At 51.9% G+C, this 26,185-nt stretch carries 24 protein-coding genes; 16 read left to right on the top strand and 8 right to left on the bottom strand.

Translation table 11 applies throughout. The annotated features are described in order from the left end of the window. Nucleotides 1-6 precede the first annotated feature (6 nt). The 3 genes from NDI52_RS10880 (at nucleotide 7) to rnc (ending at nucleotide 2,373) form a co-directional block, all read left to right on the top strand. Nucleotides 7-510: a DUF4112 domain-containing protein gene (locus NDI52_RS10880; protein WP_190771422.1), complete on the top strand. Its 504-nt coding sequence runs from the start codon at nucleotides 7-9 to the stop codon at nucleotides 508-510. Between the two features lie 96 nt (nucleotides 511-606). Continuing rightward, a complete protein-coding gene (locus NDI52_RS10875) occupies nucleotides 607-1,650 on the top strand; it encodes a hypothetical protein (protein ID WP_199307706.1) in 1,044 nt (347 codons plus the stop codon). Nucleotides 1,651-1,656: 6 nt separating this feature from the next. Continuing rightward, nucleotides 1,657-2,373 (top strand): ribonuclease III, encoded by a 717-nt coding sequence (gene rnc / locus NDI52_RS10870; RefSeq protein WP_190771423.1) that lies wholly within the window; start codon nucleotides 1,657-1,659, stop codon nucleotides 2,371-2,373. 170 nt (nucleotides 2,374-2,543) lie between these two features. Here rnc and NDI52_RS10865 read toward each other — a convergent pair whose 3' ends face one another. The 4 genes from NDI52_RS10865 to NDI52_RS10850 form a co-directional block, all read right to left on the bottom strand. Continuing rightward, nucleotides 2,544-4,556: a ribonuclease R family protein gene (locus NDI52_RS10865; RefSeq protein ID WP_190771424.1), complete on the bottom strand. Its 2,013-nt coding sequence runs from the start codon at nucleotides 4,554-4,556 to the stop codon at nucleotides 2,544-2,546. A gap of 190 nt (nucleotides 4,557-4,746) precedes the next feature. Next, nucleotides 4,747-4,962 (bottom strand): 30S ribosomal protein S18, encoded by a 216-nt coding sequence (gene rpsR / locus NDI52_RS10860; RefSeq protein WP_190771425.1) that lies wholly within the window; start codon nucleotides 4,960-4,962, stop codon nucleotides 4,747-4,749. A 97-nt stretch (nucleotides 4,963-5,059) separates the two neighbouring features. Further along, nucleotides 5,060-5,254 (bottom strand): 50S ribosomal protein L33, encoded by a 195-nt coding sequence (rpmG, locus tag NDI52_RS10855; RefSeq protein WP_190771453.1) that lies wholly within the window; start codon nucleotides 5,252-5,254, stop codon nucleotides 5,060-5,062. 32 nt (nucleotides 5,255-5,286) lie between these two features. Further along, the gene (locus tag NDI52_RS10850) at nucleotides 5,287-5,817 is read right to left on the bottom strand and encodes an RDD family protein (protein ID WP_190771426.1); all 531 of its coding nucleotides are present in this window, start codon (nucleotides 5,815-5,817) and stop codon (nucleotides 5,287-5,289) included. Nucleotides 5,818-6,059: 242 nt separating this feature from the next. On the opposite strand from NDI52_RS10850, the gene glp reads away from it, so the two are divergent. The 3 genes from glp to NDI52_RS10835 all read left to right on the top strand — a co-directional run bounded on the left by glp (nucleotide 6,060) and on the right by NDI52_RS10835 (nucleotide 10,096). Then, nucleotides 6,060-7,298: a gephyrin-like molybdotransferase Glp gene (glp, locus tag NDI52_RS10845; RefSeq protein WP_190771427.1), complete on the top strand. Its 1,239-nt coding sequence runs from the start codon at nucleotides 6,060-6,062 to the stop codon at nucleotides 7,296-7,298. Nucleotides 7,299-8,168: 870 nt separating this feature from the next. Then, the gene (rpoD, locus tag NDI52_RS10840) at nucleotides 8,169-9,290 is read left to right on the top strand and encodes an RNA polymerase sigma factor RpoD (RefSeq protein WP_190771428.1); all 1,122 of its coding nucleotides are present in this window, start codon (nucleotides 8,169-8,171) and stop codon (nucleotides 9,288-9,290) included. A 413-nt stretch (nucleotides 9,291-9,703) separates the two neighbouring features. Then, nucleotides 9,704-10,096: a response regulator gene (locus NDI52_RS10835; RefSeq protein ID WP_190771429.1), complete on the top strand. Its 393-nt coding sequence runs from the start codon at nucleotides 9,704-9,706 to the stop codon at nucleotides 10,094-10,096. A gap of 80 nt (nucleotides 10,097-10,176) precedes the next feature. Here the strand turns inward: NDI52_RS10835 and NDI52_RS10830 are convergent, their stop codons facing one another. Further along, nucleotides 10,177-10,719, bottom strand: a complete 543-nt coding sequence (locus tag NDI52_RS10830; RefSeq protein ID WP_190771430.1) for a hypothetical protein — start codon at nucleotides 10,717-10,719, stop codon at nucleotides 10,177-10,179. Nucleotides 10,720-11,375: 656 nt separating this feature from the next. On the opposite strand from NDI52_RS10830, the gene NDI52_RS10825 reads away from it, so the two are divergent. The 7 genes from NDI52_RS10825 to NDI52_RS10795 all read left to right on the top strand — a co-directional run bounded on the left by NDI52_RS10825 (nucleotide 11,376) and on the right by NDI52_RS10795 (nucleotide 18,938). Then, nucleotides 11,376-11,981 (top strand): hypothetical protein, encoded by a 606-nt coding sequence (locus NDI52_RS10825; RefSeq protein ID WP_190771431.1) that lies wholly within the window; start codon nucleotides 11,376-11,378, stop codon nucleotides 11,979-11,981. Nucleotides 11,982-12,150: 169 nt separating this feature from the next. Continuing rightward, nucleotides 12,151-13,077, top strand: a complete 927-nt coding sequence (locus NDI52_RS10820; RefSeq protein WP_190771432.1) for a hypothetical protein — start codon at nucleotides 12,151-12,153, stop codon at nucleotides 13,075-13,077. Nucleotides 13,078-13,689: 612 nt separating this feature from the next. Further along, the gene (locus tag NDI52_RS10815; RefSeq protein WP_190771433.1) at nucleotides 13,690-14,325 is read left to right on the top strand and encodes a DUF6391 domain-containing protein; all 636 of its coding nucleotides are present in this window, start codon (nucleotides 13,690-13,692) and stop codon (nucleotides 14,323-14,325) included. A gap of 60 nt (nucleotides 14,326-14,385) precedes the next feature. Continuing rightward, nucleotides 14,386-15,624 (top strand): cysteine desulfurase-like protein, encoded by a 1,239-nt coding sequence (locus tag NDI52_RS10810; protein ID WP_190771434.1) that lies wholly within the window; start codon nucleotides 14,386-14,388, stop codon nucleotides 15,622-15,624. A gap of 87 nt (nucleotides 15,625-15,711) precedes the next feature. Continuing rightward, on the top strand, nucleotides 15,712-16,437 hold the full coding sequence (locus tag NDI52_RS10805; RefSeq protein WP_190789293.1) for a M15 family metallopeptidase: 726 nt from the start codon (nucleotides 15,712-15,714) through the stop codon (nucleotides 16,435-16,437). A 492-nt stretch (nucleotides 16,438-16,929) separates the two neighbouring features. Further along, nucleotides 16,930-17,697, top strand: a complete 768-nt coding sequence (locus tag NDI52_RS10800; protein WP_242035696.1) for a CAP domain-containing protein — start codon at nucleotides 16,930-16,932, stop codon at nucleotides 17,695-17,697. 260 nt (nucleotides 17,698-17,957) lie between these two features. Continuing rightward, on the top strand, nucleotides 17,958-18,938 hold the full coding sequence (locus tag NDI52_RS10795) for a class I SAM-dependent methyltransferase (RefSeq protein WP_190771436.1): 981 nt from the start codon (nucleotides 17,958-17,960) through the stop codon (nucleotides 18,936-18,938). 102 nt (nucleotides 18,939-19,040) lie between these two features. On the opposite strand, the gene NDI52_RS10790 is transcribed toward NDI52_RS10795, so the two are convergent. Then, entirely contained in the window at nucleotides 19,041-20,015 is a 975-nt protein-coding gene (locus NDI52_RS10790; protein ID WP_190771437.1) for a hypothetical protein, read from the bottom strand. Between the two features lie 516 nt (nucleotides 20,016-20,531). On the opposite strand from NDI52_RS10790, the gene NDI52_RS10785 reads away from it, so the two are divergent. Beyond that, nucleotides 20,532-20,834 (top strand): DUF3181 family protein, encoded by a 303-nt coding sequence (locus tag NDI52_RS10785; protein WP_190771438.1) that lies wholly within the window; start codon nucleotides 20,532-20,534, stop codon nucleotides 20,832-20,834. Nucleotides 20,835-21,058: 224 nt separating this feature from the next. Here the strand turns inward: NDI52_RS10785 and NDI52_RS10780 are convergent, their stop codons facing one another. Then, entirely contained in the window at nucleotides 21,059-21,514 is a 456-nt protein-coding gene (locus tag NDI52_RS10780; RefSeq protein WP_190771439.1) for a DUF3531 family protein, read from the bottom strand. Nucleotides 21,515-21,635: 121 nt separating this feature from the next. Beyond that, nucleotides 21,636-22,784 (bottom strand): quinone-dependent dihydroorotate dehydrogenase, encoded by a 1,149-nt coding sequence (locus NDI52_RS10775; RefSeq protein ID WP_190771440.1) that lies wholly within the window; start codon nucleotides 22,782-22,784, stop codon nucleotides 21,636-21,638. 407 nt (nucleotides 22,785-23,191) lie between these two features. Between NDI52_RS10775 and NDI52_RS10770 the strand changes: the two genes are divergently transcribed. Both NDI52_RS10770 and NDI52_RS10765 read left to right on the top strand, forming a co-directional pair. After that, on the top strand, nucleotides 23,192-23,371 hold the full coding sequence (locus tag NDI52_RS10770) for a hypothetical protein (RefSeq protein ID WP_190771441.1): 180 nt from the start codon (nucleotides 23,192-23,194) through the stop codon (nucleotides 23,369-23,371). Then, nucleotides 23,371-26,130 carry a GAF domain-containing protein gene (locus NDI52_RS10765; RefSeq protein ID WP_190771442.1) on the top strand — a complete coding sequence of 920 codons (2,760 nt, stop codon included), beginning with the start codon at nucleotides 23,371-23,373 and terminating at the stop codon, nucleotides 26,128-26,130. Before NDI52_RS10770 ends, NDI52_RS10765 begins: the two co-directional genes overlap by 1 nt. Nucleotides 26,131-26,185: the final 55 nt, after the last annotated feature.

Here is a 26,185-nt window from a genome sequence, read left to right as displayed (position 1 = left end):
CCCGCCATGAGCGACAACCACGACCTTAGAGAAGCAAAATCCGCTTCGACGCTTCAACGGGTTCGTACGATCAGCCACCTGCTTGACAATGCCCTTCCTGTCCCTGGTACCCGTTATCGGGTTGGTCTCGATCCTTTTCTCGGATTGATCCCCGGTGGTGGTGACACCATTGGAGCCGTTCTGTCTGCTTACATCGTCCTGGAGGCATTACAGTTACGGCTGCCCCGTGAAACTCTCATCCGGATGGTCACAAATTTATTAACAGATAGTGTGCTCGGTGTGATTCCCTTTGTTGGAGATTTGTTTGATTTTGGCTGGAAAGCCAATAGCCGTAACGTTGCTTTGCTAGAAAAACATCTGGCGAATCCGACAGGTGCTCGCCCTGCCGATCGCTGGTTTATTATCCTTATGACGTTAGTCGTCATCGGGATTGTTGTGGGGTTTGCGATTCTAGTGGGCCTCGTTTTCAAGTTTCTCCTGGGTCTCCTACTCACCCCATCTGTGGGTTGATAGCTGCCGATCAGGAAAGAACCAACCTCCTACACAGAAATAAACAGCTCTACTGGTCGTGGGATAATAGTTCGGCTGTTTCCTTGGGTTAGTGGCATGGTAGAAGCGACGCGGTTCACCACCGATGTGATGAATAGCGGAACACTGGTCGATTTAACGTTTCAGTTGCCCGACCCCGAAGACGAAGATATTTCTCAAGCCGAGTTTGAACGGTTGATCGAAACGGCCTGGCAAGTGTGCGATCGCTTCGACTTGCAAACTGACATCTGGCGCGGGCGAATTTTGCGGGCCGTGCGCGATCGCGAAAAGCGGGGCGGTGAAGGCAATGGTCAAGGATTTCTCAAGTGGCTGCAAGAACGAGAAATTAGCAAGAGCCACGCGTACAACTTGATGGATCTGGCAGGAAGTGCCGATTTGTTGCTGTCAGAAGGCGTGCTGGAACCGGAGGACGTGAATCAGTTCACCAAACGGGCTTTTGTCGAGACGGCTCAGGCAGCCCCGGAGGTGCAAAAAATGATCGGGGATGCGGCTCAAAAGGGCGATCGCATCACCCGCCGCGAAGTCCGCCAGCTAGCGGATGAGTGGACTGCCATGACTTCTGAGCTGCTGCCCGAGGAGGTTCGCGAGAAAGCCGCTAACAACACCATTCCTACCCGCTATCTGGCTCCTCTGGTACGAGAACTCGAAAAGCTGCCCGAAAGCCACCAGGAGCAACTTAAGGGAGAGGTTGCCGAAAATCCCGATGTAGATACTATTAAGCAAGCCACCGCTGAGGCGAAATTCCTGGCGAAATACATCAATGCTGCCACGGAGGTACAAGCCCTCAATCGGGAGGGAATGGACCTGGAGCAAGCCCTGGAGGAAGCGCTGCGGGTTGGCTGCTTGAGTGCGACGGCCGATCTTGTAAGTCAGGCATCGCAGTTGGAGCAGATGATCGCTCGCTTATTCACCACCTGGAAGCGAATCAACAGCCTTTCCGAACGGGTTTATTTAGACAGTGGCTCCAGTACCCCTCAATTACGATCGCTCCTTGCCTACCTGGAACCGCTGACTGGCGATACCCTGGAGATACAATTGGGCGAACCAGGCAGTAGTTTTTGCCGAACCATTCGCCTAAAAATCATGGCTGAGGATGAATAAAGGGGTATGGCGTTCAGTTCGCCCTATCGAGAAGCACAACTTCAACAGTTCATTCGCAAATTGGGCTTTACCGCCCAACCCAAAATTGACTGGCTTTTGCTGGATCAAGCACTGACTCACCCCAGTGCTGATCCTGCCCGTAATTACGAACGCTTAGAGTTTTTGGGAGATGCAGCCCTGAAGCTCACAGTCTCCCGCTTTCTATATGACCATCTGCCGACTGCGACCGAGGGAGAGATGTCGGTCTTGCGGGATGTGTTGGTGAGCGATCGCATGCTTGCTCAGATTGGCGGTCGTTATGGCCTGGATCGCTACCTGCTCCTGGGAAATGCCATTCTCGGTGATGTTAGTGGACGAGATAGCCGCATTGCTCAAGCGTTAGAGGCTGTTTTAGGGGTTTTATACTTAGCAGAGCCAAAGTTAAGCCTAATTTCAATCTGGCTGGATCCTCATCTCCAAAAAATGGTTTCAGTCATTCAAAACGATCCAGCTCTGATGAATTACAAGGGGGCACTCCAGGAACTTACCCAGCGAGATTTTCAAGTCCTACCGGACTACCACATTACTGAAGTTTTTCACTCAGCTACTCAGGCTGAACGTTTCATTGCGGAAGTGTGGATTGCGGGTCAATGCCGAGGACGTGGCACTGGCTCGTCGAAGAAAATGGCTGAACAGGCTGCTGCTCAGGAAGCATTCCTGGCACTTCATCGGCAGTCTCTATAGCGCTTTGCCCGTTGATTCAATACAGTGGTGTAGGCCGTGAAGCGCCCTATACCCCTGTTTTTGTACTTAACGCGGTTGCACGTCACGATATAGCTTGAGTGTGGTTTTCCAAGCAAAAGGGATGGTGAGTCTGACTCACCATCCCTTTTGCTTGGAAAGCCTTTGTGCGATTAAGCGCCTTGAGTAACGGCTGACCGCACTTCGGTCAAGTGAATGATATCCTGCCGAGGATCAACGTAGCTGACTTTGACTTCCAGGCGATCGCCTGGATAAATCGCTCGGTCAAACCGCATGGCTAATTCCAGCCCCAAGTCCTCCAGCAAAATTAGCCCTAGCCCTTCGTGTTCCCGCAGCCAACGGAGCATCAGCGATTGCCATATCTCCTCTTGATGGCGGCGCAGGTATTCCAAGCCCCAATACCGATTGCTCTGGCGCTCGACCATTGTTGCTTCGTAGGTCACCGCGCTAACCGACTGGAGAGTCTCTTTCAGTTCCTCTTCGGAGAAGGGGAGGCTGTTGCCCTGCAGATGTGCCTTGATCTGGAAGTGGGCCAGCAAATCTGTATAACGCCGAATGGGAGACGTTACCTGAGTATAGGTATCCAACCCCAAACTGGCATGACGAATGGGGGTGATTCCCATTTCACTACGAGGCATGCAGCGGCGAATGGCAGAATCCCGTACAGGACCAGAAGGCAGTGCTAGTAGCTCTTCCTCTGGTGGTAGTTCTGGCTGAGGTTGCCCTCGGAACGGTAAGGGGATCTGGTTTTCCTGCCCGTAGCGACCTGCTACTTCTCCGGTCAGAATCATCATTTCTGCCACCAGTTGGCGGGCCGAAGAATCCTCCAGAACATCAATCGTAACTTCGTCTTCTAGAACTTTAATGGACGACTCTGGCATCCGGATCGTAATCGCCCCTTGAGTTTGGCGAAACTCATACCGCTTTCGTGCCCATTGATCCAGCCCCAGTAACTCCTGCTCAGCCATAACACCCAGCTCAATCATCTCATCCACATCGTCGTAGGTCAGGCGATAGGTCGGCTTGACCAGAGTGGGATAGATTTCATAGCTGTGGATAGCTCCCGTTTCTTCCAGCACCACCGCAAAGCTAAGGGAGCAACAAACTTCTCCCTGAATCAGGCTCATGGGGCCTGTCGCCAGCTCACTGGGGAACATCGAAATCATACCCGTCGGCAAGTACAGCGTCGTACAGCGGCGGCGGGCTTCTTGATCCAGTACATCCCCAGGGGTAAGCCATCGAGTTGGGTCAGCAATGTGGATCCAAATCCGTTGCTTACCGTCTTCCAGATACTCCAGGCTAAGCCCGTCATCGATTTCGCGGGTGCTGGCATCGTCAATGGTATAGACCTTCAGGTGGGTCAAATCCAGACGATTGGGATAGGAATCAGGGGGAGGCATGGTGAGGTAGCTCTGAGCGGTATCGAGAACCCGGCTAGGAAATTGAGTGGGTATCTGGCTGCGTCGGAGGAAGAGGTTCTCATGAGGCTTCCACAGTTTCAGGTCTACCAGCAGCTGGAAGGCTGCTGGTGCCGTATCGCCTCGTCCCAGAGCTGTCAATACTTCAATGGCCGCGGCTCGGTTATTGGCTGCTTCTCCCAGGGTGGCATATTTTTCCAGAGTTTCCAAACGCGACCGATCGCTATTCTGCCATTCCACAGACTCCCCAGCCAGAGCAGCTTGAGTCCGTTCCAGGAAGCTTTGCCATTCGTGCTGCTTCTGCTGTTGCACCGCTATTTGGTGCCGTAGTTCTTCAACCTGAGTTACCGGGCGGGGTTCGTAGCGATCGCCCTTCTGCTTAAAAAACAACTTGTCGTCTGACAGCAGACAATGCGCCGCATAACATAGAGGCGCACTTTGGTCAGAAAACAGCAACAGTGCCATTCCAGTAGCGTCTGTTGCCTCACCGTCCTCTACTAAGAGCTCCCAAGCTACTTCCAGGCTCGAGGGGTCTAAGTAGGGCTCAATTTCGGCAAGGAACCCTGGAATATCTTTAGGTTCATAACCCTTGCCCGTAACGGTATAGGTCATCTCTCGGGGATGAAGCTTGTGAGCCTGGCCCCGCTGGTCAATGGCAATCCAATCGCGCTTGCCTTCAGGCCGATCAATAACCGCGAGGCGGCGATCGCCATTGACTCGGAATTCAACCAGCGTCCCTTTCTCCATCCCAATTCTTTCAGGTAAGTTGTCAATTTGATGCGTACTGATCCCTTTACAGCCTCTTGCTTGAGGGGATAAGAGCATGGAAATTTCTAAGTTCTTTGTAGCGATCCCCAGTGGAATGCAACAAAAAAATCAGACCCAGCCAACACATTTCTCTATGGTATCTGGGTCTGATGAATTCGTCTGTGTTGAATTATCCTTCGCGGTTGACGAAGGGTAGCAACGCAAGAAGGCGTGCCCGCTTGATGGATTGGGTCAAATCACGCTGCTGCTTAGCAGTTAGCCCAGTGATACGGCGGGGAAGGATCTTGCCACGCTCAGTAATGAACTTCTTCAGCAGATCCACATCCTTGTAATCGATGGGCTCAGAAGGCTTAATCGGGGAAACTCGACGACGGTAATAGCTCATGATGCTTTTCTCTGTACGGTCAGGACTTCAAGAATCAATACGGACAAAATGGCCCTTTGACGACAAGGCGTCTCAGGACATTGATTCACCAGGAGATTTACTTGATCTCCTTGTGGACCGTGTGCTTGTTGCAGTGGGTGCAGAATTTGTTTAACTCCAGCCGGTTGGTAGTATTCCGGCGGTTCTTGGTGGTGGTGTAACGCGAAACCCCAGGCGATCGCTTATCGGGGTTTGTGCGACACTCGGTGCATTCCAGCGTAATGATGATACGGACGCCCTTGGCTGCCATAATTAAAGGCTCATCTTGAGATTAAACACAAACTATTATTTTTTCATACGACTGCGCAGATCGGCAACTAATTTTTGGACTTTCATATCTAAAGAGTAGCCGCGCCGGCTTTCAACAATAAAAGTGCGGGCGAAGCGGTCATGGAGTGTTAAACCCCACTCGGAACCATTCAGCGCAAAGATGGCATCACCTCCTAGAGGAATCAGTAATAGCAGGGCCCAAGCGGTTGTCGGGCTCAGGTGTGTTATGCCCCAGAAGGCCCAGAATGTGACGATCCCCAATCCTAGCTCCCGTTTTGTCAGATCTTGCAGCGTCGGAGTTCCTCCTCGACCACCATCCAGAATCCGCATATCCATCGCCCATCGTCCCAGGCTCTGGCCTCGGTTACGTGATACCAGTACCACCCGCATCCCCAGCCAACCCACTCCAAAGACGAATAGCTGAGCCCATCCCACGCCCATAAAGCTGCTGATTAAGCCAACTCCCAGGGCATCAATACCCAGGGCTGCGCCCCGGCGCCATAGGGGTACCGGAACAGGGCGTTGGGTAGGAGGAAGTCGGGTCATAGCCGGGCTCCAAAATGTAGCGCTGAAGGGTAAGGCTACGGGCGATCGCCTGCTTCCATGATATAGCGATCGCCCAGTAGGATTTGTTTGCAGATAATTAGAACATGGGTCGTCTATCCCGAAAACAGACCCGAGTCACCAACCTTGATGTTGAGGAGAACGCTCCTCCCTTGTTTCCTAACTCAATTGGTTCGACTATAAGAAGGCATTTGAGACGTTAATGCTGATCTCCTGGCCTGCCTATGCTCCCTGTTGTTGAAGCTGAAGACCTGATTCTGCAGCTCGTTCGTCCCCTCACTGCGACCCAAGATTCTGAATCGATAGATCTTCTTCAGGGGCTGGGACGAATTCTCAGCCAACCAATCCTCAGCCCCCTTGACTTTCCCCACTGGGATAACTCAGCGATGGATGGGTATGCTGTACGTTTTGCTGATGTTGCCGACTGTGGCTCTGAGCAGCCTGCAATTCTCCGTGTTGTCGAGGAGATCCCTGCTGGAGTGGCTCCCCAGAGAATGGTTCAACCGGGTGAGGCGGCGCGCATTTTGACCGGAGCGATGATGCCTGCTGGGGCTGATACGGTTGTCATGCAAGAAGTTACCCGGCGAGAAGGGGATGATGTTCATATCTTGTCGGCCCCCAAACCGCAGCAATTTGTCCGCCACAAAGCAGAGTTTCATCGGGCAGGTGAGCTGTTGCTGTCTCCAGGAACGGTGCTAAATCCACCCGAAATTGCCGTACTGGCAGCTGCTCAATGCCCTCAGCTATCGGTTTATCGGCGATTGCGAGTCGCGATACTCTCCACTGGAGATGAACTAGTTCTGCCGAACCAACCTCTTCAGCCCGGGCAAATTGTGGATTCTAATCAATATGCATTAGCCGCGGCGATCGCTCAAGCTGGAGCCATCCCCCTGCCTCTTGGCATTGTGGCTGACGACCCCGAAGCTTTGCGTCAGGCGATTAAAAATGCTTGTATGCAGGCTGATGTCGTCATTTCCTCGGGGGGGGTCTCCGTGGGGGACTACGACTATGTCGAACAAATTTTGCAAGAACTGGGTGGTACCCTTCACATCCGTCAGGTAGCAATCCGACCGGGTAAACCGTTGACTGTCGCCACCTTCGAGGAAGATCGAGCCGCTTCTTTATACTTTGGGCTTCCTGGCAATCCTGTATCGGCTCTGGTAACCTTCTGGCGATTTGTGCGACCAGCTTTAGCAAAAATGGCTGGACAGGCTGAAGGGTACCGGCCTAGCTTTGTGTGGGGGCGATCGCAGCAAGAACTCAATGGAGACAGCAGACGAGAAGCTTATTTATGGGGCCGCCTGACAATAACGGAGGTTGGCTATACCTTTATCCCAGCAGGAGGTAGTCATAGTTCAGGGAATTTAATCAACCTGGCTCAGACGAATGCTTTGGCGGTACTTCCTGCAGGGCAAGTTTCTGTGAAAGCCGGAGAATCCATTCAAATTCTGCCGATAAGTTAGCGATCGCCTTCTTCATGAAGCTTGGGAAGAAAGGGCAAAGCTTCACTTTAGATAGCCAAGAGTTATATCAACATTCTCTTAGATAAGTAGAAAAGATAAATATGCTTTGCTGGCTAGTGCAAAGCGCCTCACCCCAGCTGTATTTGGGGTTTTTTACTCCATTTACGGAGACATGGATGGCGCATGATGGGTAACACCCATCATGCGCCATCCATACTTCATCCTGAGTAAGCAGAAAATACAGTGTTGCTGGGAGTTCTAGAGCTTTAAGGTAGGGTCAAGGTAACGGAAATTTATAAACAAAATGTTAAGTTCCGCATAATGGCGGATAGAGTATCAGCCATCCATCGACCCCCCATAATTCCGGAGAGCAGCTACCTTATAGATAGCCAAGGACAAGAAATCCCTAACAAACACAGGTCAGCCTGGTTGAGTTTCTCACCTAAAGCATCTCAGCGGCGACATTACCTGATTTCAGGAAAAAGATTTAAGGATTTCTCGCAAACCAATTGGCGATTTTGAAAAAGTATGGCTACAGTATTGATCTGGTTGTAAATACCCAATTGCTTTTTCATTTCTTAACAGTCAGTCAGCTGGGGCAATGAAGATGCAATTCAAAAGGGAAAAGCTACAATCAGGATTGATCTCAGACTTAACTGAGAACATTTTCATACACAACCCATAAACCTGACCCCTTCCTAAATGGAGACTTTTGTCTCCGAGGCCACCCGTCTGCACCGGATGTCCCATGCCCACTGGGCTGTGGATCACAATGGCTGGCTTGGTTCTCTAAATTCACCCCAAAGATTCTGTAATTCCACGAATTGCTGAATCTTGCACTGTTATTTGAAGGAGCATGAGGAGCACGGCATGACCCAGGCAAACGACGTACTCGAGACCCTTGACCCTGTAGAGGCAGATTTTGACCTCGCGGATGCAGATGAGGATCGGGACGATGGTTTTGACTTCCAAGCGGATGCAGACGACGACGATAAGCCGGTAAAAGGTCGTACCTCACGGCGGCGGGCGCAGACCAAGAAAAAGCATTACACCGAAGATTCCATCCGCCTCTATCTCCAGGAGATTGGACGAATTCGCCTTCTGCGAGCCGATGAAGAAATTGAACTGGCTCGGAAAATTGCTGACCTGCTGGAATTAGAGCGGGTACGCGAAAAACTGATGGGCAAGCTCGACCGGGAGCCAAACGACACCGAGTGGGCAGAGGCTGTTGATATGGCGCTGCCGGCCTTCCGTCGTCGCTTGTTTGTAGGTCGCCGTGCAAAAGACAAGATGGTTCAGTCTAACTTGCGACTGGTGGTATCCATCGCGAAGAAGTACATGAACCGTGGCTTGTCTTTCCAGGATTTGATTCAGGAGGGGAGTCTGGGCCTGATTCGCGCCGCCGAAAAGTTTGACCACGAGAAAGGGTACAAGTTTTCAACTTACGCTACCTGGTGGATTCGTCAGGCTATTACTCGGGCGATCGCTGACCAGTCTCGTACCATTCGCCTTCCGGTTCACCTTTACGAGACCATTTCCCGCATCAAGAAGACGACCAAACTGCTGTCTCAGGAAATGGGCCGGAAGCCGACCGAGGAAGAAATCGCCACTCGTATGGAAATGACCATCGAAAAGCTGCGATTCATTGCTAAATCGGCTCAACTTCCCATCTCCCTTGAAACCCCAATTGGTAAAGAAGAAGATTCTCGTTTGGGCGACTTCATCGAATCCGATGGTGAAACCCCTGAAGATCAGGTATCGAAGAATCTGTTGCGGGAAGATTTAGAAACCGTACTCAGCACTTTGAGCCCTCGCGAGCGTGACGTGCTGCGCCTGCGCTACGGCCTGGATGATGGCCGTATGAAAACGCTCGAAGAGATTGGTCAAATCTTCAATGTAACCCGTGAGCGTATTCGCCAAATCGAGGCGAAGGCACTTCGGAAACTCCGTCATCCGAACCGGAATAGTGTTCTGAAAGAATACATCCGCTAATTCTCACAAGCTTGAGTTGTGTGCTTTGCATAAGTAGGAGCCTTTTTCGGAAGGCTCCTTTTTTTGCTTGATGGATATGGGGGAAACCCGGCGCAAGCCTGGTTGATGCCCTTGTGAAGGGGTATGAGACTATACTTTCGGCGATCGCACTGTGGAACTCCATGGAAAGCGAGAAAAGACCGATGCCCGAGTTCGGTAAATTCTCGATAGAGTTTTTTGCCAAGCTAAGGGATATAAGGAGATGGCCTAGCAGGTACAGATTTAATTTAGAGTCTGCTACTTTTACGCTTACAAGTATATTTTCTTGCTGGGAAAGCTGTATTCCTGAAGCTGTTACCCAATCGTTTGAGAGTGAATCTCAGCATATGGGGTAGGGTTAATCGTCGCTCTTTGCCATCTCTACGGACGAGGTCATGAATCAGGGGCAAGAGCAGAGAGTAAATGCAAAAATTTTAATCGTAGATGATACAGCCATTAGCCGTAAGCTCCTGGCTGAAATTCTGCGGCGTGAGAAGTACGACATCTATGAAGCAATAGATGGCGCTTCGGGTTTGAAAATCGCTCAGCTGGCTTCTCCAGATTTGATTCTGCTGGATATTTGTATGCCAGGGCTGAATGGGTATGTTGTGTGCCAACACCTTAAGAAGCAACCTGAAACGCGCAACACACCAGTTATTTTTGTGACGGCTTCAACGCAACATGGAGCTCGCATGAAGGCTTTGGGGTGCGGGGGCAATGATTACATCACGAAACCATTTGCAATCCCAGAACTAAAACAGTGCGTAGCTTACCATTTGCAGAGCTAAGCTACGCATTCTATATACGAGGGGATAGGCATACTCTTCTCCATACAGGATAGAGCGTCTATTCCTGCCCCTTTGAAGGGCTAGAATTGCAAACCAACGCCTGCCTGGACGGAAGCAGCTGTGTCTCCTGACTCTTCGTAAGCATCGAAAGCAATGATGGCATTGCCAAAGACAACCAGGTCGCTGTCCGGAAGGGTCCAATCTACACCCGGTTGAAGAACGAAGGCTGTTTGGTTGCCAACAGGTGAGTAATCGTCATCACCGCTAAACGGCAGGGCTACTCCGGCTCCAAGATAGCCATCGATATCCCAGGTAATAGGAATGTCATAGGAAACTGTCGGCACAAATGTCGTGCCGTCACTGATCAATAATTGCCCCCGTACTGAAATAGGGACTTCCAGGAAGCGATAGCGAACAGCAACAACGCCACCCGATGAACTGTCTTCATTTTCGTTCCCACCGGTCAGGCCGATAGACCCCCCAATTCCAATGTAGCTACCATAGGCGGCCTGAGCTTGGGCCGTAGGGGTCGCGATATTCCAACTGATGCAGGCGGCCAGGGCACCCAGGGCGATCGCTCCCAAGGAATCGAATCTGATGTCGCTCAGGCGAAGACATTTCATGCTGTTCAAACTCCTCAACTTCTGATCACGCACGATAAACACAAAACATAAGTAGAAAATCTAATGGAAGGCGATTATAGGAGCGTCTTGATCATTCAAAAAACGGATAAGATTCTTCGAATTTCTCAAATTTTAGACTGATGTCTCTTGAATGAATCATTTTTCTGCTGAAAATATTGCTTGCGACGCTATGGGTGTGTAGGTGTGATCGTTCTCGAATGGGTTGGCTTTCACGGTACTGAACTGGTTCCAGGTACCCTTAGGCATGTAGATTGCGCGAGTCTCTAGCAACAGAAGCTAACTATCTTTGGTTGGACGCGGCTTTATATGAAAACAGTATGACAAAGAGGGGGTTTTGAGGTAAAAACCGCTCCAAAACACCCTGCTCAGTCCAACCCATCAGCGTTAAAAAAAGCCAGATTATCCTGGAAAATTAGCTAAAATTCCTGCATTCCAGGGATTAATGGGCTCGATCTTTTAATCTGCCTTCTTCTACCACTTTATTGCTCCAAGAAAACTTCTCTCCTGCTTGTCCACTTTCCTCTTCTGGGCACACTAAAGCAGTAGCGGTTTGAGTGACTGAAGACTCATGTAGAGGATGGCGCACAGCCTTCCCCATCCGCCGAAGCACCTTGAACGCACAGGTAACCTGTTATATGTGGAAATTCATTCGCCTTGCTCTTGTCTCCGCAACTGTTCTTTTGCCCCTTGCATCCGATCGCATTGCACCCGCGATCGCCCAAGAGCGTCAAGGGTGCTTCATGATCAATCAGTCTGGACGTCTCATTGACCTTGGGGAGTTTTGTCCTACGGCCACGCCGTTTGCTCCCCCTGTTACTGCGGCGTCGACTGAGACAGGACCATCAGGGCAGCCCCTGGGGACGGGCGATATTCAGGTTACGTTGCGCTGGACAACGGTGGATGATTTAGACCTTGCTGTGACAGATCCGGCTGGTGACGTTGTAGCGTACTACAATCCATCTATTGGGTCGGGTGGCCAACTAGACGTAGATGCCAATGCTGGATGTGGTGAACAAAACGGGAGCCCGATTGAAAATATTTTCTGGCCGACCGGTGGAGCTCCTCAAGGGCAATACACGGTGGCAGTTAACCTATTTACCCGGTGTGAATCCTCGACCGAGCCAATCTCATTCTCGTTACGAGTACTGGTGCAAGGTACAACGCGCACCTTTGAAGGCACTGTGAGTGATGGTGAACCCGTGGCCACATTTCCTTTCTCCCTGCCGGTGGGGCAGCAGTAGAGGGCAGGTTTAAAGATTTTTGAGAATTGCCATGACAAAAACTGAAACAAGTCGTTGATCAACCGAGTCCAGAGCTAGGATTGAAATCAAGAATCTGAATTATCTTTAAGAGACGACCGATTCTTGGTGAGTGTTGCGTTTTTTCAACAACTCTTGTGGGAGAGGGGCTATGCGCCGAATTACATGGATTACCTTACTAGCTTTACTGACGTTTGGGACAACGTCTTGTGGAGGAGACTCTGAGCCTGTTGCCCAAAGCCCATCGCCAGATGTCGCAATTGCACCGGCTAATGTGCCTGCCTCACCAGCCGCGGGCCAAACAACGCCGCCGCCACCCGGAGGGGCAAGCCCTGCTGCTGCTAACGGGCAGTCGATCCCCGTGCCACCGCCACCTGGTACCCTACCCTCAGAATTGATTGAATCGACCAACCCTAACCAACGGTTACAGCAGATTCAATCAAACCGAGCCGACCCCTTCCGCTCGGTGACGGTACAAGCTCGGGTGCAGCCTATTGAGCAACCTGGAGGTGGCGGTAGGAGTGGGGGCGGCAATAGTGCGCCTGCTCCTCTGAGTAGCAATAATGCGCCTGCCCCTCTAACTCGCCAAGCGCCTCAGAGGGCTTCAGGAGGAACTCCAACTCCAGGACGTGCTGCTCAGCCTGGATCTCGTTCCTTAGACCGTCGCCAGTTGGCTCCTATCCCTGATCTGGTTGGCAGCAATGGATCATCGGGTCGCAACTCTGCGGGCTCAAGCTCAGGTTCGGGTTCGTTACGAGCCGCCCCTAACTTGCCACCGCCACCCCCTCAGCCGACGTTGGCTCGGGCTGTACAGGTGCTTGGGGTTGTGCAGGTTGGGAATGTTCCCCACGCTATTGTGCAAGCTCCCAACGAGCCGACCAGCCGCTATGTACGGGTAGGCCAACGCCTTTCTAATGGCGAGGTTCTGGTGAAACGGATTGAGATGGGGACAGAACCCATTGTTGTATTGGAGCAGGTTGGTGTAGAGGTTCGAACTGCTGTAGGAGGCGGTGCGGCGCCTGCAGCTGGTGCAAATACAACCGCTTCACTACCATTGCCTTCAGTACCTATCAACTAGGGCTTGCTTTAAAGGTTGTTTTGAGTGCGCTTTACGTACGAGAAAAACCTTCCAGGTAGCCTTAAAACACATCCTCAAATTGTTGATTTGTAAAAGAAGCGGGTGGAGCTGTCTCTGCCTGCTTTTTTTATTACAGCGCTTTTCAAGCGCTTAAAACTTAGTTGTTTTTGTGAGAGCCGCGCGGAGCGCGGCTCTCACAAAAACAACCGTGGCTGATTCAAGCGCAAAGCGCTGTAATCGGCTACCGATCTGTCAAATCGGTGTAGTGAAATCAGCACTTCTTTTTTGGCATGAAGTTCCGAAACAACCCACCAAAGGTGGGCTGTTTCGGAACTTCATGCCTGGGAGCCTGCACCCGTAGGACTCGAGCTACCAGGCTTGAAACTCAGAGCTGCTGTAATGAAATACTCGTACTCGACGGCTATTCTGTTGCAAAATGCTCATCTCACAAAGTTGATTTGTGCGAATTCAACCAGACTGGATATTAGGTCGAAGACTCCACAAAGAAATTGACAGATTAGAAGAGTTGAAGCTTTGTGTCAACGAGAAACACTGTTTGGCTGTTTCTTTTAGATTGAGAGGACATCTCTTTTGTCCCCAGGATGGGCACTTATGACTGCTGCTTCTGAACGCTTGTTTCAACCGTCTATCCCGTATCCTGCTTTTGTTCCCCATGCGGCTCAAGATACCGAAACTCTACAGCAATTCGGTTTTCTACCTGGATTGAAAGAATTACTGATAGTACGTCAGGTTCATGCGCTAGAGCACGCTACAGTCTGGATGCTTGAAGAAATGGCTCAGACGCCTCAATCGAAACGGCGGGTTGAGCAGGTAAGTGGTATGTCAGGCGATCGCGGTTTCCATCTCTATGGCCCCGTCGATGTGGCTGAACTCCGGCAGGCAGTGCTACGGGCACAACAGCGTCTGGTGAGTGGAGATTGGCAACTGGCTGTTCATCCCCGATGTGGGACAAATCTTTCTGTGACAATGCTGCTAACCCTGGGATTGGGAGCTGGCATCAACCTGTTCCTGCCCAAAGACCCAATTGGTCAGGTTCTGGGGTTTGGCATGGCGGCGATCGCGGCTTCCAGCCTTGCTCCAGATGCCGGAAAGCTAGCTCAGCAGTTTGTGACCACGGCTATTCCCTTCAATTTGATGGTGGATGAAATTGTGGCCGAGAGCGATCGCTGGGGCCAACCTGTCCATTTTGTGCGAGTCCATTGGGTTGATGTGGAGCGGGTGCTGTAGTGCTAATCCAATTGTTTTAGCAGACATGCTAGATTGACCTTGCCGTGCCGACATCAAGTCATGACTGCCCCTCTACAACTGGATTTTGTTCGTTCCCACTTCCCATCTTTGGCAGGGGATTGGATATTCTTTGACAACGCCGGTGGTTCCCAAACTTTGCAGGGAGTCGTCGATCGCTTAAGTGAATACCTGCTGACTTCGAATGTGCAGTTGGGTGCCTCCTATGCTGTCTCGCAACAAGCAACGGAACGGGTTGCTAAGGCCGCTCAGGGGATCGCGACCCTGGTAAATGCTACCCATCCCAGCGAAGTGGTGATGGGTAGTTCCACTAGCTTGTTGCTGCGAATTCTTTCCCTGAGCTTAGGGCATACCTTTGAGCCGGGGGATGAGGTGGTTGTCACCAACTGCGACCATGAAGCCAATATTGGTTGTTGGTTGGATTTACAGAAACGGGGTGTCAAAATTAACGTTTGGAAGATTCGCCCGGATACGCTGCAATTTGACCTGGCGGATCTAGAAGCCTTAATGACGCCTCGTACCCGTCTGGTCGCGGTTACTCATGCATCGAATATTTTGGGAACGCTGAATCCAGTGCGGGCGATCGCTGACCTGGTTCATGCCCACGGAGCGCTAATTTGCGTTGATGGTGTGGCCTATGCCCCTCACCGCCTAGTGGATGTACAGGCGCTTGATGTAGATTTCTACGTCTTTAGCTTTTACAAAGTCTATGGGCCTCACTATGCCGTGATGTATGGCAAGCGAGAACACCTGGTGAAGATGCCCGGCATCAACCATTTCTTTATTGATGGTGAACAGACGCCCTACAAGTTTCAACCAGGAAATGTGAATTTTGAGCTGAGCTACAGTATGCTTGGCCTTTGCGATTACCTGAGTGCTGTGGCCCAGCACCACGAAGGCGATAAAGCAGCTTCTGATTTGCGCACGCAGATGGTGCAGGCGTTTGAGCGAATTGCTCAGTATGAAGAGGTGTTGGGCGATCGCCTCCTCAGCTATCTGGCTCAAAAGCCGCATGTTCGTATCATCGGCCATCCTACCGCTAACCGTGAACTGCGCGTTCCCACGATTTCCTTTGTGGTGGATGGCGTAGACAGCAGCACTATTCCTTCTCAAGTCGATCCCCATCACATTGGCATTCGCTACGGCGATTTTTATGCTCGCCGCCTCATGGATGATTTGGGATTTACGGCCCAGAATGGCGTGGTGCGGGTCAGCATGGTGCATTACAACACTCTGGAAGAAGTAGATCGGTTGATTGAGGTGTTTGAAACGGTTTTGTAGAAGATGTGGTGGTAAACGCCTCACCCATTCCTGTTTTAGTCTTTTCCTCCCGGTTACCTCTACTTCTGCTCGCTTGCCTGAATTTCTATGAAACCTTATCAATCGATTCCTATTACTGAATGTGGCGAACCCCTGGTGCCCATTCTCCCTGATCGCTTTGTCATACCGGACAAGCATCCCTATGCAGCTGTGGGGGCACCCTATGGGGAGCGATCGCCCTATTCCTTACGCCAAGGCGTGCTCACACGACTGTTGCAGGCACAGGAGATGCTGCAAGGAATGAAGCCGGGATGGCGCATTCTTATTTTTGATGCCTACCGCCCCATTGCTGTTCAGCAGTACATGGTGGATTACACGTTTGCAGACTTACTCCGCTCCCAGAACCTCACCCCGGATACCCTCACCGAAGCTCAGCAGCAGGCGTTCTGGGAGCAAGTACATCAATTTTGGGCAGTTCCTAGTCTGAACCCAGCGACACCACCGCCTCATAGTACCGGGGCTGCGATCGACGTCACTCTAGCGGACGAGAATGGCACTGAAATAGATATGGGCTCCCCCATTGACGAGATGTCACCGCGTTCTTATCCAGATCACTTTGCAGGCGTGGCAGATCCAAATAGCCCGGAATACGATGCTCAAGGGGCCCAGTATCATCAATATCGCCAATGGTTGTGCAAGGTGATGGTTGAGGCGGGTTTCTGCTCCCATCCCCATGAGTGGTGGCATTTTTCCTATGGAGATCAATTCTGGGTTTGGCAGCAACAACAGGCCGGGATAGACATTTCAGCAGCGCTGTATGGAGCTGTTACTTGATCAGCAGGGCTTGCACAGGATACAGATGATAGCTTGTGCCACTGGGCTTCGGGGTTAATCTGGCCTATTAGGCCGCGAAGTACTTCCGTAAAGATGTTTCGCAACTCAAGATGTTTTAACCTCAGTTCGGGATAATCTGACGTGCCCGTTTTCGAGTGCTGCGCAACGCGCGGTACTCGAAAACGCCCATAACCCGAACTCAGGTTTTTCACTTCAGTTCGGGTTGTGGATTATCCAAGAAAATACGTGTACAAAATCTTGATGGCTTAAATTCCTATGTAAATGTATGGTTGCTGCTTTAATAAAAAGGCTCTCAGATGTGCGAAGTTTTTCGGATCAGTGTGTGGTTGACTCGAATGCCTTCGGTGATTTTCAGGAAATTGATTTAAGGCATTAGAGAATCAGCGATTACCTCGGTAATCGTTGGGGTGACAGGGGGCGATCGCCTTTCCTTTACTGGAGGCGTAATACTCTTTCACCGGAGGAACCGCTATGGCAATCGACACCGTTGGCAACACGATGGCGCAGTCACGCCGTCTAACGGTTGGGCAAACCGCCACCGCTGTGAATGAGTGGGTCGGCTCAACAGATACCAACGATTATTACCGGATGAGCTTTAATAGCCGAAGCCGCTTAACGGTTGGCCTCCGGGCATCCGGGGCAGGGGCTTTAGTGCAGGTCATCCGAGACGGCAATGGCAATGGTCGTCTAGATGCTGGGGAAATCGTGCGGCAGGCGCGATCGCTCAACAACACGGCTACAAATTTCCCAGTGGTTGTGTCAGCAGGTACCTACTTTCTGCGGGTAGTACGGTCCAACGGTGATTCCAGCTATCGTCTGACCACCCGTGCTATGAGTACTTTTTTGAGCGAAGTGCTGAATTTGACGAATCAGTTTCGCCAACAGAATGGCTTACCAGCACTGACCTACAATGCTCGTCTGGGTTCTGCCGCCCAGGGGCACAGCCAAAAAATGGCGCTGCAAGACTTTTTTAACCATGTAGGGTTAGACGGTTCAGAACCAGAGGATCGTGTGAGTGCAACAGGTTATCAATGGTCGGCGGTGGCTGAAAATATAGCTGCTGGACAACGCACGCCACAAGACGTGGTCCAGGGATGGATTGGTAGCGATGGGCATCGGGCTAATATGCTTGATCCCAATGTCACCGAGATCGGTTTGGGGTATTACTTCCTGGCCAACGATACTGGTAGCGTCAACCCCAATACCTACTGGACTCAGGTATTTGCTAGGCCGAGCTAAAAGCTAATCCTGTCTATCGAGCGGTCACTGTACTTCCGGAGCATGGCTACCGCTCGATGAGATTTCTGAGTTTCACAGGTATTTTTTGAGAAGCTGCACGGAGCACAGCTTTTCAAGAAATACCATCTGTTTCTGCGCGCATGCGCTCTATCAGTCCGACGTTCAGGGATAGATCTGGCCTCCGGAAATACGTTAATCTGAACGGCAGAAGCTCTTTGAACGGTTTCTAGACGCTGCTTTCATAACTGTTTTTTGAATCTATGACCGTTTCTACCCCTCCCCTCGATAAATCTGCTAATAGCCTTTCATCTCGACTGGCAACGCGCCTGGTCAATGGTCTGTTGGCGATCAAACCTCTGGCTAATTTGGCTAAAAATCGGGCTCGCGAGATGATGATTCAGCGAGCTGAAAGTATCGGTGTGTATTGGCGGGATGAGGTTGCTCGGCTGCGATCGCGCGACGAAAAAGCCGAGTTTTCTTCTGCCTGGGAGTCAGAACTGGCTCAGGTTACGAACCCCAAGTTGGTTTACCCCGACTATTACCTCACGTCCTTCCATGCCTACGAAGAGGGCAATATGGGGTGGGAACCGGCGATGGAGGTTGAAGTAGCAGCCCATGCCGTCCACGCTCGCATCTGGGAGGATGCGGGAGCTCAGGGCGATCCGCGCTTGCGTCAGAGTTATCACGACGTGCTGAAACAGCAGATCACCACCGTTCCCCAGGATATTTTGGATATAGGTTGCAGTGTGGGGATGAGCAGTTTTGCCCTACAAGACGAGTTTCCGGGGGCGCGGGTAACAGGCTTGGATTTGTCGCCATACTTTTTGGCGATCGCCAACTACCGCTCTCGCCAACGTACGACTGAGGGGCATGCACCTGTTACCTGGCTTCATGCGGCGGCAGAAGCGACAGGTTTACCTGATGCCAGTTTTGATCTCGTATCGGCCCATCTCGTGTTCCATGAGTTGCCCCAGTCAGCAGCCCGTGCCATCCTACAGGAAGCCCGTCGGCTGCTGCGGCCCGGTGGCACCCTGGCCATTATGGACATGAATCCGCACTCAGAGATTTATGCGAAGTTGCCGCCCTATATTCTGACCTTGCTGAAGAGCACCGAACCGTATCTGGATGATTACTTTGCGTTGGATCTATCCAAAGCGTTTGCGGAAGCTGGCTTTACAGAACCTACTATTACTCGCAATAGCCCCCGGCATCGGACCGTTGTTGCTCAGGTGAAAGCCTAATCTTTGAAGGAGCGGCTGGCTCAGCCAACCGCTCCTTCATCCTAAGGATCACAAATAAAACAACCTGCAATTTTTGTATTGCGATTGGCGGCAGTACCCGATCTAAGGGGTCGCAGTGCCTCGTGACTGTACAGGTTCCACGTTAGGAGCACCCATTTCAGGGCCATATCCAGGCCGAAACAGCGTACCACCGAGAGCGACTGAAGCGGCTACGAGCAATCCCGCGAGGATGTAGGAACGGGTGCGCAGTTTAGCGATTTCAGTGTCGCGGAATTTTATTTGAGCGATCGCCCGATTGTACTCTTCCAGCGTAATAGCCGGTAGTGGAAGAGGAGGTGTGGGTTCCACAGACATAAGAGCCTGGCGGCCCGGTGGGGAAATAGCAGGGAGGCTCTCCGTCAAATCCTGTCTGTCGCTGGGGAGGGACGCAGCGGACATATCCCCGGTTTCCTGCACCTGATGGTTGATAGATCCGGCAATAGCGGGGATGCTGATAGCTTCCGCCGCTGGACTGTCGATAGGTGGGGCAATAGTAGGGATGTCCCCAGCCTCTAAGCCCTGATGGTCGATAGGTGGGGCAATAGGAGACCCTTCCCCTGGAATAGTAACGGCTTCAACCGCATCGGGTAGAGGCGGGGGAGACGCGACGGGCGGGGCGATCGCCCCAGCAGGATTGGAATGGTCAAGGGCTGGTTGAGTATTGGGATCCGGTTCAGGTGCAGGTTGGGGAACTGGCTTGGGTTCGTCCTGAAACAGAACTTTGGAATAGAGCCATTTAGCGAGAAGTTCTGGACAATTTTTCTTAATCCACCGAAGCGCCAGCATCCGGAAGAGGGGTTTTGAAACTCGGGCTACCCGCACCGTTGCGCCCCGCAAGAACGGTGGATTGAGCTTTTTGTCAATTAGTCGGACAGAACCAATATCGTACATGCAATCCACAATCAAGCCGAGGGTAGTCTCCTCCTGCCGCAGCATGTTATCGACCAACAGCACAACCTCTTGCATCCGTTCAGATTCGAGCTGCAATTGCTGGGTTGTTATGAGAGATGTGGATGGGTTGGAAGACGATTCTGGCATCAATCTCCGGGAAGGCTCATCACTAAACCATCATAGAGCCTAAGTCTAGAGTATCTAATTCATGAAGTTGTGCCCACTTCCGGAAGTCTTGATTCCTCCTATGGCTAACCTGAGGTCGGGTTAAGGGCGTTTTCGAGTGCCGCGCGTTACGCGGCACTCGAAAACGCTCATTTTGGCGTGCGCAAAGCGCACGCCAAAATGAGCACTTCAGCTTATCCCGAACTGAGGTTATGGCTAGTGTCGAGTTGGTTATGGGCATCAGGAGTGAGTGGGAGCAGTACTTCTACTTACTCCTGATACCCATAACGATGCCCATAACAATGTCTGGGAGTATTACAGCGCTTTGCGCTTGAATCAGCCACAGTTATTTTTGTGAGAGCCGCACTCCGCGCGACTCTCACAAAAATAACCAGATTTTAAGCGCTTGCAAAGCGTTGTAATTCGACATAACGAGAGACGTCATCTGCTTGAACGCGCAGTATTCTAGGCGTAAAGCTGAGTTTTAATATCTTCTTTATGCCTTACTCCACTTCATCTGAAACCATTGAAAAACTAGCCGCTGAGATTGGAGACAATGTTTATATTGATGTCGCCAAGTGGCATCTTTACTTGCGCGAAGCCCACCTGCATACCATTCTGGCAGAGCAACTTTATCCCATGCTGTCTCAGGGCGTGCCTTCAAGCGATCGCGTCAAATCTCTGCTTCAAAGCATGACCGTATCCCTGGGGGGCGGCAAGCGAGAACTCCCTCTGGCGGACCTGATTCCTGATGCGGCACAACGACAGCTTCTACAAGTGCTGGAGGATTTTCACGAGTAAGTCTATCTAGATGTGCGTAGATATCTAGATCTGCCCTCCCATTGAGATGGGGTATGGAGGCCAGGGACGCAGTGCCCTTACCGCCATACTCCCTTCAAAACTTTGAACCATAACCCCCGTTGCTAGTATCATGTCGGGTTAAATGCTGATGATAAGAAGTGGTGCGACGCAAAGCGCCGCACCACTTCTTATCATCAGCATTTAACTTACTTGTTATAAGTGGGTTAATTGCTGTCAGGGTTCTCAGTAAAGGTTGAGCGTCGCTGGGGTATGCGCCAATCCTCGTTTTCGCCACCAATGACCACCCGTTCGATGGGGACATAGTCTTTGCTGAATTGCTTGAGGCTGTTGATCAGGATGTCGAGGGCGATCGCATCACTCGTGCCCAAATCAAACCAGCATCGGGCCCAGTAACCCTGATATTCCACCTCAGCCATATTGTGCATGACGGCCATCATGCTGTTGTCCGCAACGCTTTCGTCGTAGTTCATGTAGCTGATTTCCAGGCCGGTATCTTGTATCTGGAGATTTTCGGCGTTGAAGCCACCCAGCTTGCCCAGAAAGAACCAGGAGTTAAAGATCTCTTCGATGTATTGCCGCTCCAGTTCTGACAACGCTGTGTTGAACTCCAACCAGATCCACAGATCGAAAAAGTCACACTCGCGAAATTCAACTTTCATCGCCACATCCTAAATGCTTTGGCACCTTGCCCGCTCCCCATTATGGGATAGATTTTTGAGCATTGCTTAAAACCTCTGTAGAGAAGGTAGCAACGCGGTCCTCCCTAAAGCTGAGTATGCTTCACTGGCGATGACTCAGGCCGATCGCCTCTTGAATGCTGCTCAGATTATGGTCTTCTAAACGGCGCACCAAACCTTCTAAGATTCGGCGGAGCATGTAGGGGCCTTCGTAAATCCATCCGGTATAGAGCTGCACCAGGCTGGCCCCAACCGTGATTTTCTCCCAGGCATCCTCAGCCGTAAAGATGCCGCCTACGCCAATGATAGGAACGCGGCCCTCTGTTTTTTCGTAAATATAGCGAATGATCTCAGTGGAGCGTTGGCGTACAGGAGCCCCACTGATCCCGCCAGCTTCTTCTGTGACAAGTTGGCCTGTGGCTTCTAAAACCTGGGTCTTCAGCCCTTCCCGGGAGATGGTGGTATTAGTGGCAATAATTCCGGCCAGACGATGGGTTTCTACCAGGCTGAGGATGTCTGCGATCGCCCCCCATTCCAGATCCGGCGCGATCTTAACCAGCAAAGGACGGTTCTCCGTATTTTCCTGTTGCAATGCCCCCAAGATCCGATCCAGTTGGTCGGCATCCTGCAAGGCCCGTAGCCCAGGAGTATTGGGAGATGACACATTCACTACAAAATAATCGCCCAGAGCTTTCAACAAGTGAAAACTGCTGCGGTAGTCCTCTGCGGCTTCTTCCAGGGGCGTAATTTTAGACTTGCCCAGGTTAATCCCTAAGGGAAAGGGTGCTTGCTTCTGTCCGAAGTGGTTTTCCGCTTCGACTTTAAGCCGCTGAGCCAGAGCTGCGGCTCCTTCATTGTTAAACCCCATGCGGTTGAGCGCTGCCTGGTCTTCAATCAGGCGAAACATGCGGGGCCGAGGGTTGCCTGGCTGGGCATGGAAGGTAACGGTGCCCATTTCTGCGAAGCCAAAGCCAAAACAGCTCCAGGTGCGCCCTGCCTCACCATTTTTGTCAAATCCTGCGGCCAACCCTACCGGGTTAGAAAAGGGAACTCCCCACAGGGTTTGGTGTAGAGCGGGGAAGTCAGGCGCCAGGGTGTGTTGAAGACGGGTCTGAAGCCAGGAGACAGGGGGGCGATCGCCCGTATCATGCAGCCAGGTTACGGCTCGCATAGCCTGGTGATGTAGATATTCTGGATCAGCCTTAAGGGCAGAGAACAAAAAAGGCCGAATACCGAGCTGATAAAAATCCACTGCCTGTCTCCTGATGGCACCTTGTCGATTATGTATGAACAGGTGTTTCTATGGGTACTCTAAGCCTAAACGTTGAGATCTATAGGCACTGTGAATTGATTGTGCCAGATCGATAGACCTGACCTATCCTGTGGGCATCCTATTGGATAGCTCGGATACGATTGTCTCCGGGAAGACTAGACACTATGTTCTTCATGCCGTCTATGTTGGAGTCTGCTGTATTTTCGGATAGGCTCGAAACAACTCATTTACTTGATTCAGTCTAAGGCCTCATCCCCTCGTCATTCTGCGAGGCTAGATGAGCCACTATCGCATCCCGCGTTTCAACACCAGAGGATGCTTTCCCCAGGATGCATCGCGCCACCCAACCGTTTCTTTTGTACTCACCCCGATCCGGACTAGCATTAATGGACACGATCCTGGAGGATGCTGCCCAACTGCGCTCTCCCAATAGAAAGCAACGCTTTGGTCTAGGAGATTGCCTCCCCCTGTCCTTTGCGGCTGACGGGGTAGTGCTTTATAGCCCGGCTCGACCTCACCCACTGGCTACTGGCAGCCACTCATCAGGGGAAGCAGGAGTAAGTTAATGGGGTCTCCCAAACAACCGCCAAACCACGAAAAACATCTGGCTGCTTTGAAGCAAACCCTCCAATCTCTGCGGGAAGCAGAGAAAGAGGAGGATCTGCTGAATTTGGTGCTGGAGTATTTGCGGGCCGAGCTGGACTATGCGCTGGTTTGGATTGGTCGCTATGACCGGGTGCGCCACAGTTTACAGGGCAAAGGGGGAAGCACGACCGCTGGAGAGATCGCGGCTCTAAAGCAGCAGATGATGCTGTCACCGGGCGATCTGATGGAGCAGGTGGTGATCCAGCAGCGCCCCATGGGGGTGCCTGACCTGCGGGAAGAACCCCGTGCTGGCGATTGGCGCAAAATCGCCAAGAAATTAGGCATTCAAGGCACGGTTATTTTTCCGGTGCGCCACCGCGATCGCTGTCTTGGCGTCATTCTTCTGGGTTCAACTCTATGGGGCGTTTCTCCCCACGCCGATGAAAAAGCCCGGTTAGCCATCCTGCTTGGTACCCTGGCGGCTGCCCTATTTCAGTTGGAGGAGGAAGAAAGCCGTCGGGCGGTGAAGCGTCCGGTTGAGCCGCTGATGACGTTGTTGGGGAAATTGCGATCACTCCCCAATCTAGAGGCGAGGCTCTCTGCTGTAGTGGACGAGACCCATAAGTTTCTGGCTCCGGATCGCACCAATATCTACTGGTTTGAGCGGGAGCGGCGCTACTTCTGGCGGCGGGTGGGCAGCCGTAAAGAGAAAACGGACGATGCCATGGCCAATGGCTTCACGGCCCAAGAGGTCAACAGTTTTTATCAGGCTATGGCCGCTGACCAGATCGTGTCGATTGGAGAAGCCCATAGTTCCCTGAAGGCCGAGATGACAGGCCGCTTGATGAAGCAGATTCAGGCGCGATCGCTCCTGGCTGCTCCGATCCTGTTGCAGAACGAGCTATACGGCTTTTTGGCGGTTGAGGGAAATGAACCCCGCATCTGGTCTGACGAAGAGAAAACCTACGTCCAGGGGGTAGCCCAACTGCTTGCCCTGACAGCACCCCTGGAGGGTATGGAGGAAACCGTTCAGCAAGCCAAAACGGATCAGGCTCTAACCGCTGAGATTGCTCAGGCCGTTTTTAGCGATACCGATTGGGAAGCCACTCTGAAGCGAGCAGCTCAGGTGGTATGCCAACGATTGCGGGCTAGCTATTTTCTGCTGCTGCTTTACGACCCGGACCAGGAGATGTTTGACATCAAGTTTCAGCATCTCCCTTCGACTCGCCACACGCTGCCATCGCAGCTCAATAGCCTCAATCCAGTGGACTGGCAAATGCTGGAGCGCAGTATGGAGGCCGTGGGCATCGAAAACCTGGAGGATGACCTGAAGCTGATGGCCTGGCGCACGCCTTTGCTGAATGTGGGCATGCAGTCTCTCCTTGTATGCAGCACAGCTCCCGGTCGCCCTATCGAAGCCCTCATTCTGGTGGGCCAGGAGAACGCCCGTACCTGGAACCGTTCAGAGCGAGAGGTGTTGCGAGTGGTGAGCCAGCAGTTAGGCATTACCCTGCACCAGTGGCAGTTACAACACCAGACCGAGCAGCAACATAAAGTAACTCAGATGATCCAGTGGGGTATCACTTCCCTACAGCAGACACCTGTGCTGGATGCTTTGGAGCGGGCTGCAATGCAACAAATCTCTCAGGTGATGATGGCTCCCCTGGCAGCTCTCATTACCTGGCAGCCTCGCCATAAAACGGGCAAAGTTACGGCAGCGATCATTGGTAATGCTAAGTACGGCTTGAATGTAGATGCATCCGTTGCTATTTACTCCGATCGCCTGGTTCAATGGGCGTTGCAATCGGAAGGTGTGCAGCCCATTACCATTGATGAAATCGATGTTGAAACCCGTCAATGGCTAAATGGCTCAGATATTGGCCAAATTTTAGTGATGGCTTTGCGAACGGCTCCTGACCATGAGCCTACCGGCATTATTGTGGTAGCTGATGATATGAATCGCTACTGGCCGGAGCGCCAGCTCAACGCATTGTCGGCGCTTGGTGCTCAATTGGCCTGGTCACGTCGTCATCTGCAGATGACGTCCAACCTCAGCGAACAGCGTCAAAATTTGGAGCGCATTAACTGGTACAAGCATCGTCGCCTGGAGGAACTGTACCGGGCGCTCAACGTAAACGTGAAACGGCTGAATGAACTGAGCCACCAAAAAGATGCCCTCGCCAGCATGCGCTACCACCAGGTGCTACGGCAGTTGGGCAACCTACTGAGCTCCATGACACCGTTGCTCAAGAACGAACAGTGGCAACTGCGACAGGAGCCGGGTGCTATTCCTCTGGCAAGTTTGCTGAAGCGATCGCTCGAACGGGTTGAACACCTGATTCATCAGCGTCAGCTCTGGTCCCAGGTTCACAACGAAGCCAATGTGAATATCAGTGGCGACATCCAAAAGATTGAGTTGGTGCTAGCGGAACTGCTCACCCTATCCTGCTTGCGATCGCCCATGCAAGGCCGCCTTGACGTTTGGTGTCGCCCTGTAGACACCCGCTGGCTCGAGATCTCTATCACTGACAATGGCACCGTAGAGCCGTTGCTATTGGAGGAACTTCACAGCGGACGGCCTCTCGATTGGCTAGCCCCTTCCATCCTGGATCAACCCCCGGGTCTGCACCTTTCCATCTGTCAGGCTCTGATGACCCAATTGGGGGGTGAGTTCAACTTGTATCGGTTAGAAGATGGGCGAATTTTGAGCCGCTTGTTATTGGCGATCGCCCCAGGGTGAGGCTCTCTTGCTAAGGACGTTTCTGCATAAGAATTTACCCAGGATGTTGGTGTTT

This window comes from Leptolyngbya sp. PL-A3 (genome assembly GCF_039962325.1).
Lineage (GTDB): Bacteria > Cyanobacteriota > Cyanobacteriia > Elainellales > Elainellaceae > Vacuolonema.
Note: the sequence above shows the minus strand (reverse complement) of the source record. Positions and strands in the feature narration are given on the sequence as shown.

Excerpts from the sequence above, each read along its gene's own strand:
- NDI52_RS10880 (WP_190771422.1), top strand. The coding sequence starts at position 7 with ATGAGCGACAACCACGACCTTAGAGAAGCAAAATCCGCTTCGACGCTT.
- NDI52_RS10875 (WP_199307706.1), top strand. The coding sequence starts at position 607 with ATGGTAGAAGCGACGCGGTTCACCACCGATGTGATGAATAGCGGAACA.
- rnc (WP_190771423.1), top strand. The coding sequence starts at position 1,657 with ATGGCGTTCAGTTCGCCCTATCGAGAAGCACAACTTCAACAGTTCATT.
- NDI52_RS10865 (WP_190771424.1), bottom strand. The coding sequence starts at position 4,556 with ATGGAGAAAGGGACGCTGGTTGAATTCCGAGTCAATGGCGATCGCCGC.
- rpsR (WP_190771425.1), bottom strand. The coding sequence starts at position 4,962 with ATGAGCTATTACCGTCGTCGAGTTTCCCCGATTAAGCCTTCTGAGCCC.
- NDI52_RS10850 (WP_190771426.1), bottom strand. The coding sequence starts at position 5,817 with ATGACCCGACTTCCTCCTACCCAACGCCCTGTTCCGGTACCCCTATGG.
- glp (WP_190771427.1), top strand. The coding sequence starts at position 6,060 with ATGCTCCCTGTTGTTGAAGCTGAAGACCTGATTCTGCAGCTCGTTCGT.
- rpoD (WP_190771428.1), top strand. The coding sequence starts at position 8,169 with ATGACCCAGGCAAACGACGTACTCGAGACCCTTGACCCTGTAGAGGCA.
- NDI52_RS10835 (WP_190771429.1), top strand. The coding sequence starts at position 9,704 with ATGAATCAGGGGCAAGAGCAGAGAGTAAATGCAAAAATTTTAATCGTA.
- NDI52_RS10830 (WP_190771430.1), bottom strand. The coding sequence starts at position 10,719 with ATGAAATGTCTTCGCCTGAGCGACATCAGATTCGATTCCTTGGGAGCG.
- NDI52_RS10825 (WP_190771431.1), top strand. The coding sequence starts at position 11,376 with ATGTGGAAATTCATTCGCCTTGCTCTTGTCTCCGCAACTGTTCTTTTG.
- NDI52_RS10820 (WP_190771432.1), top strand. The coding sequence starts at position 12,151 with ATGCGCCGAATTACATGGATTACCTTACTAGCTTTACTGACGTTTGGG.
- NDI52_RS10815 (WP_190771433.1), top strand. The coding sequence starts at position 13,690 with ATGACTGCTGCTTCTGAACGCTTGTTTCAACCGTCTATCCCGTATCCT.
- NDI52_RS10810 (WP_190771434.1), top strand. The coding sequence starts at position 14,386 with ATGACTGCCCCTCTACAACTGGATTTTGTTCGTTCCCACTTCCCATCT.
- NDI52_RS10805 (WP_190789293.1), top strand. The coding sequence starts at position 15,712 with ATGAAACCTTATCAATCGATTCCTATTACTGAATGTGGCGAACCCCTG.
- NDI52_RS10800 (WP_242035696.1), top strand. The coding sequence starts at position 16,930 with ATGGCAATCGACACCGTTGGCAACACGATGGCGCAGTCACGCCGTCTA.
- NDI52_RS10795 (WP_190771436.1), top strand. The coding sequence starts at position 17,958 with ATGACCGTTTCTACCCCTCCCCTCGATAAATCTGCTAATAGCCTTTCA.
- NDI52_RS10790 (WP_190771437.1), bottom strand. The coding sequence starts at position 20,015 with ATGCCAGAATCGTCTTCCAACCCATCCACATCTCTCATAACAACCCAG.
- NDI52_RS10785 (WP_190771438.1), top strand. The coding sequence starts at position 20,532 with ATGCCTTACTCCACTTCATCTGAAACCATTGAAAAACTAGCCGCTGAG.
- NDI52_RS10780 (WP_190771439.1), bottom strand. The coding sequence starts at position 21,514 with ATGAAAGTTGAATTTCGCGAGTGTGACTTTTTCGATCTGTGGATCTGG.
- NDI52_RS10770 (WP_190771441.1), top strand. The coding sequence starts at position 23,192 with ATGGACACGATCCTGGAGGATGCTGCCCAACTGCGCTCTCCCAATAGA.
- NDI52_RS10765 (WP_190771442.1), top strand. The coding sequence starts at position 23,371 with ATGGGGTCTCCCAAACAACCGCCAAACCACGAAAAACATCTGGCTGCT.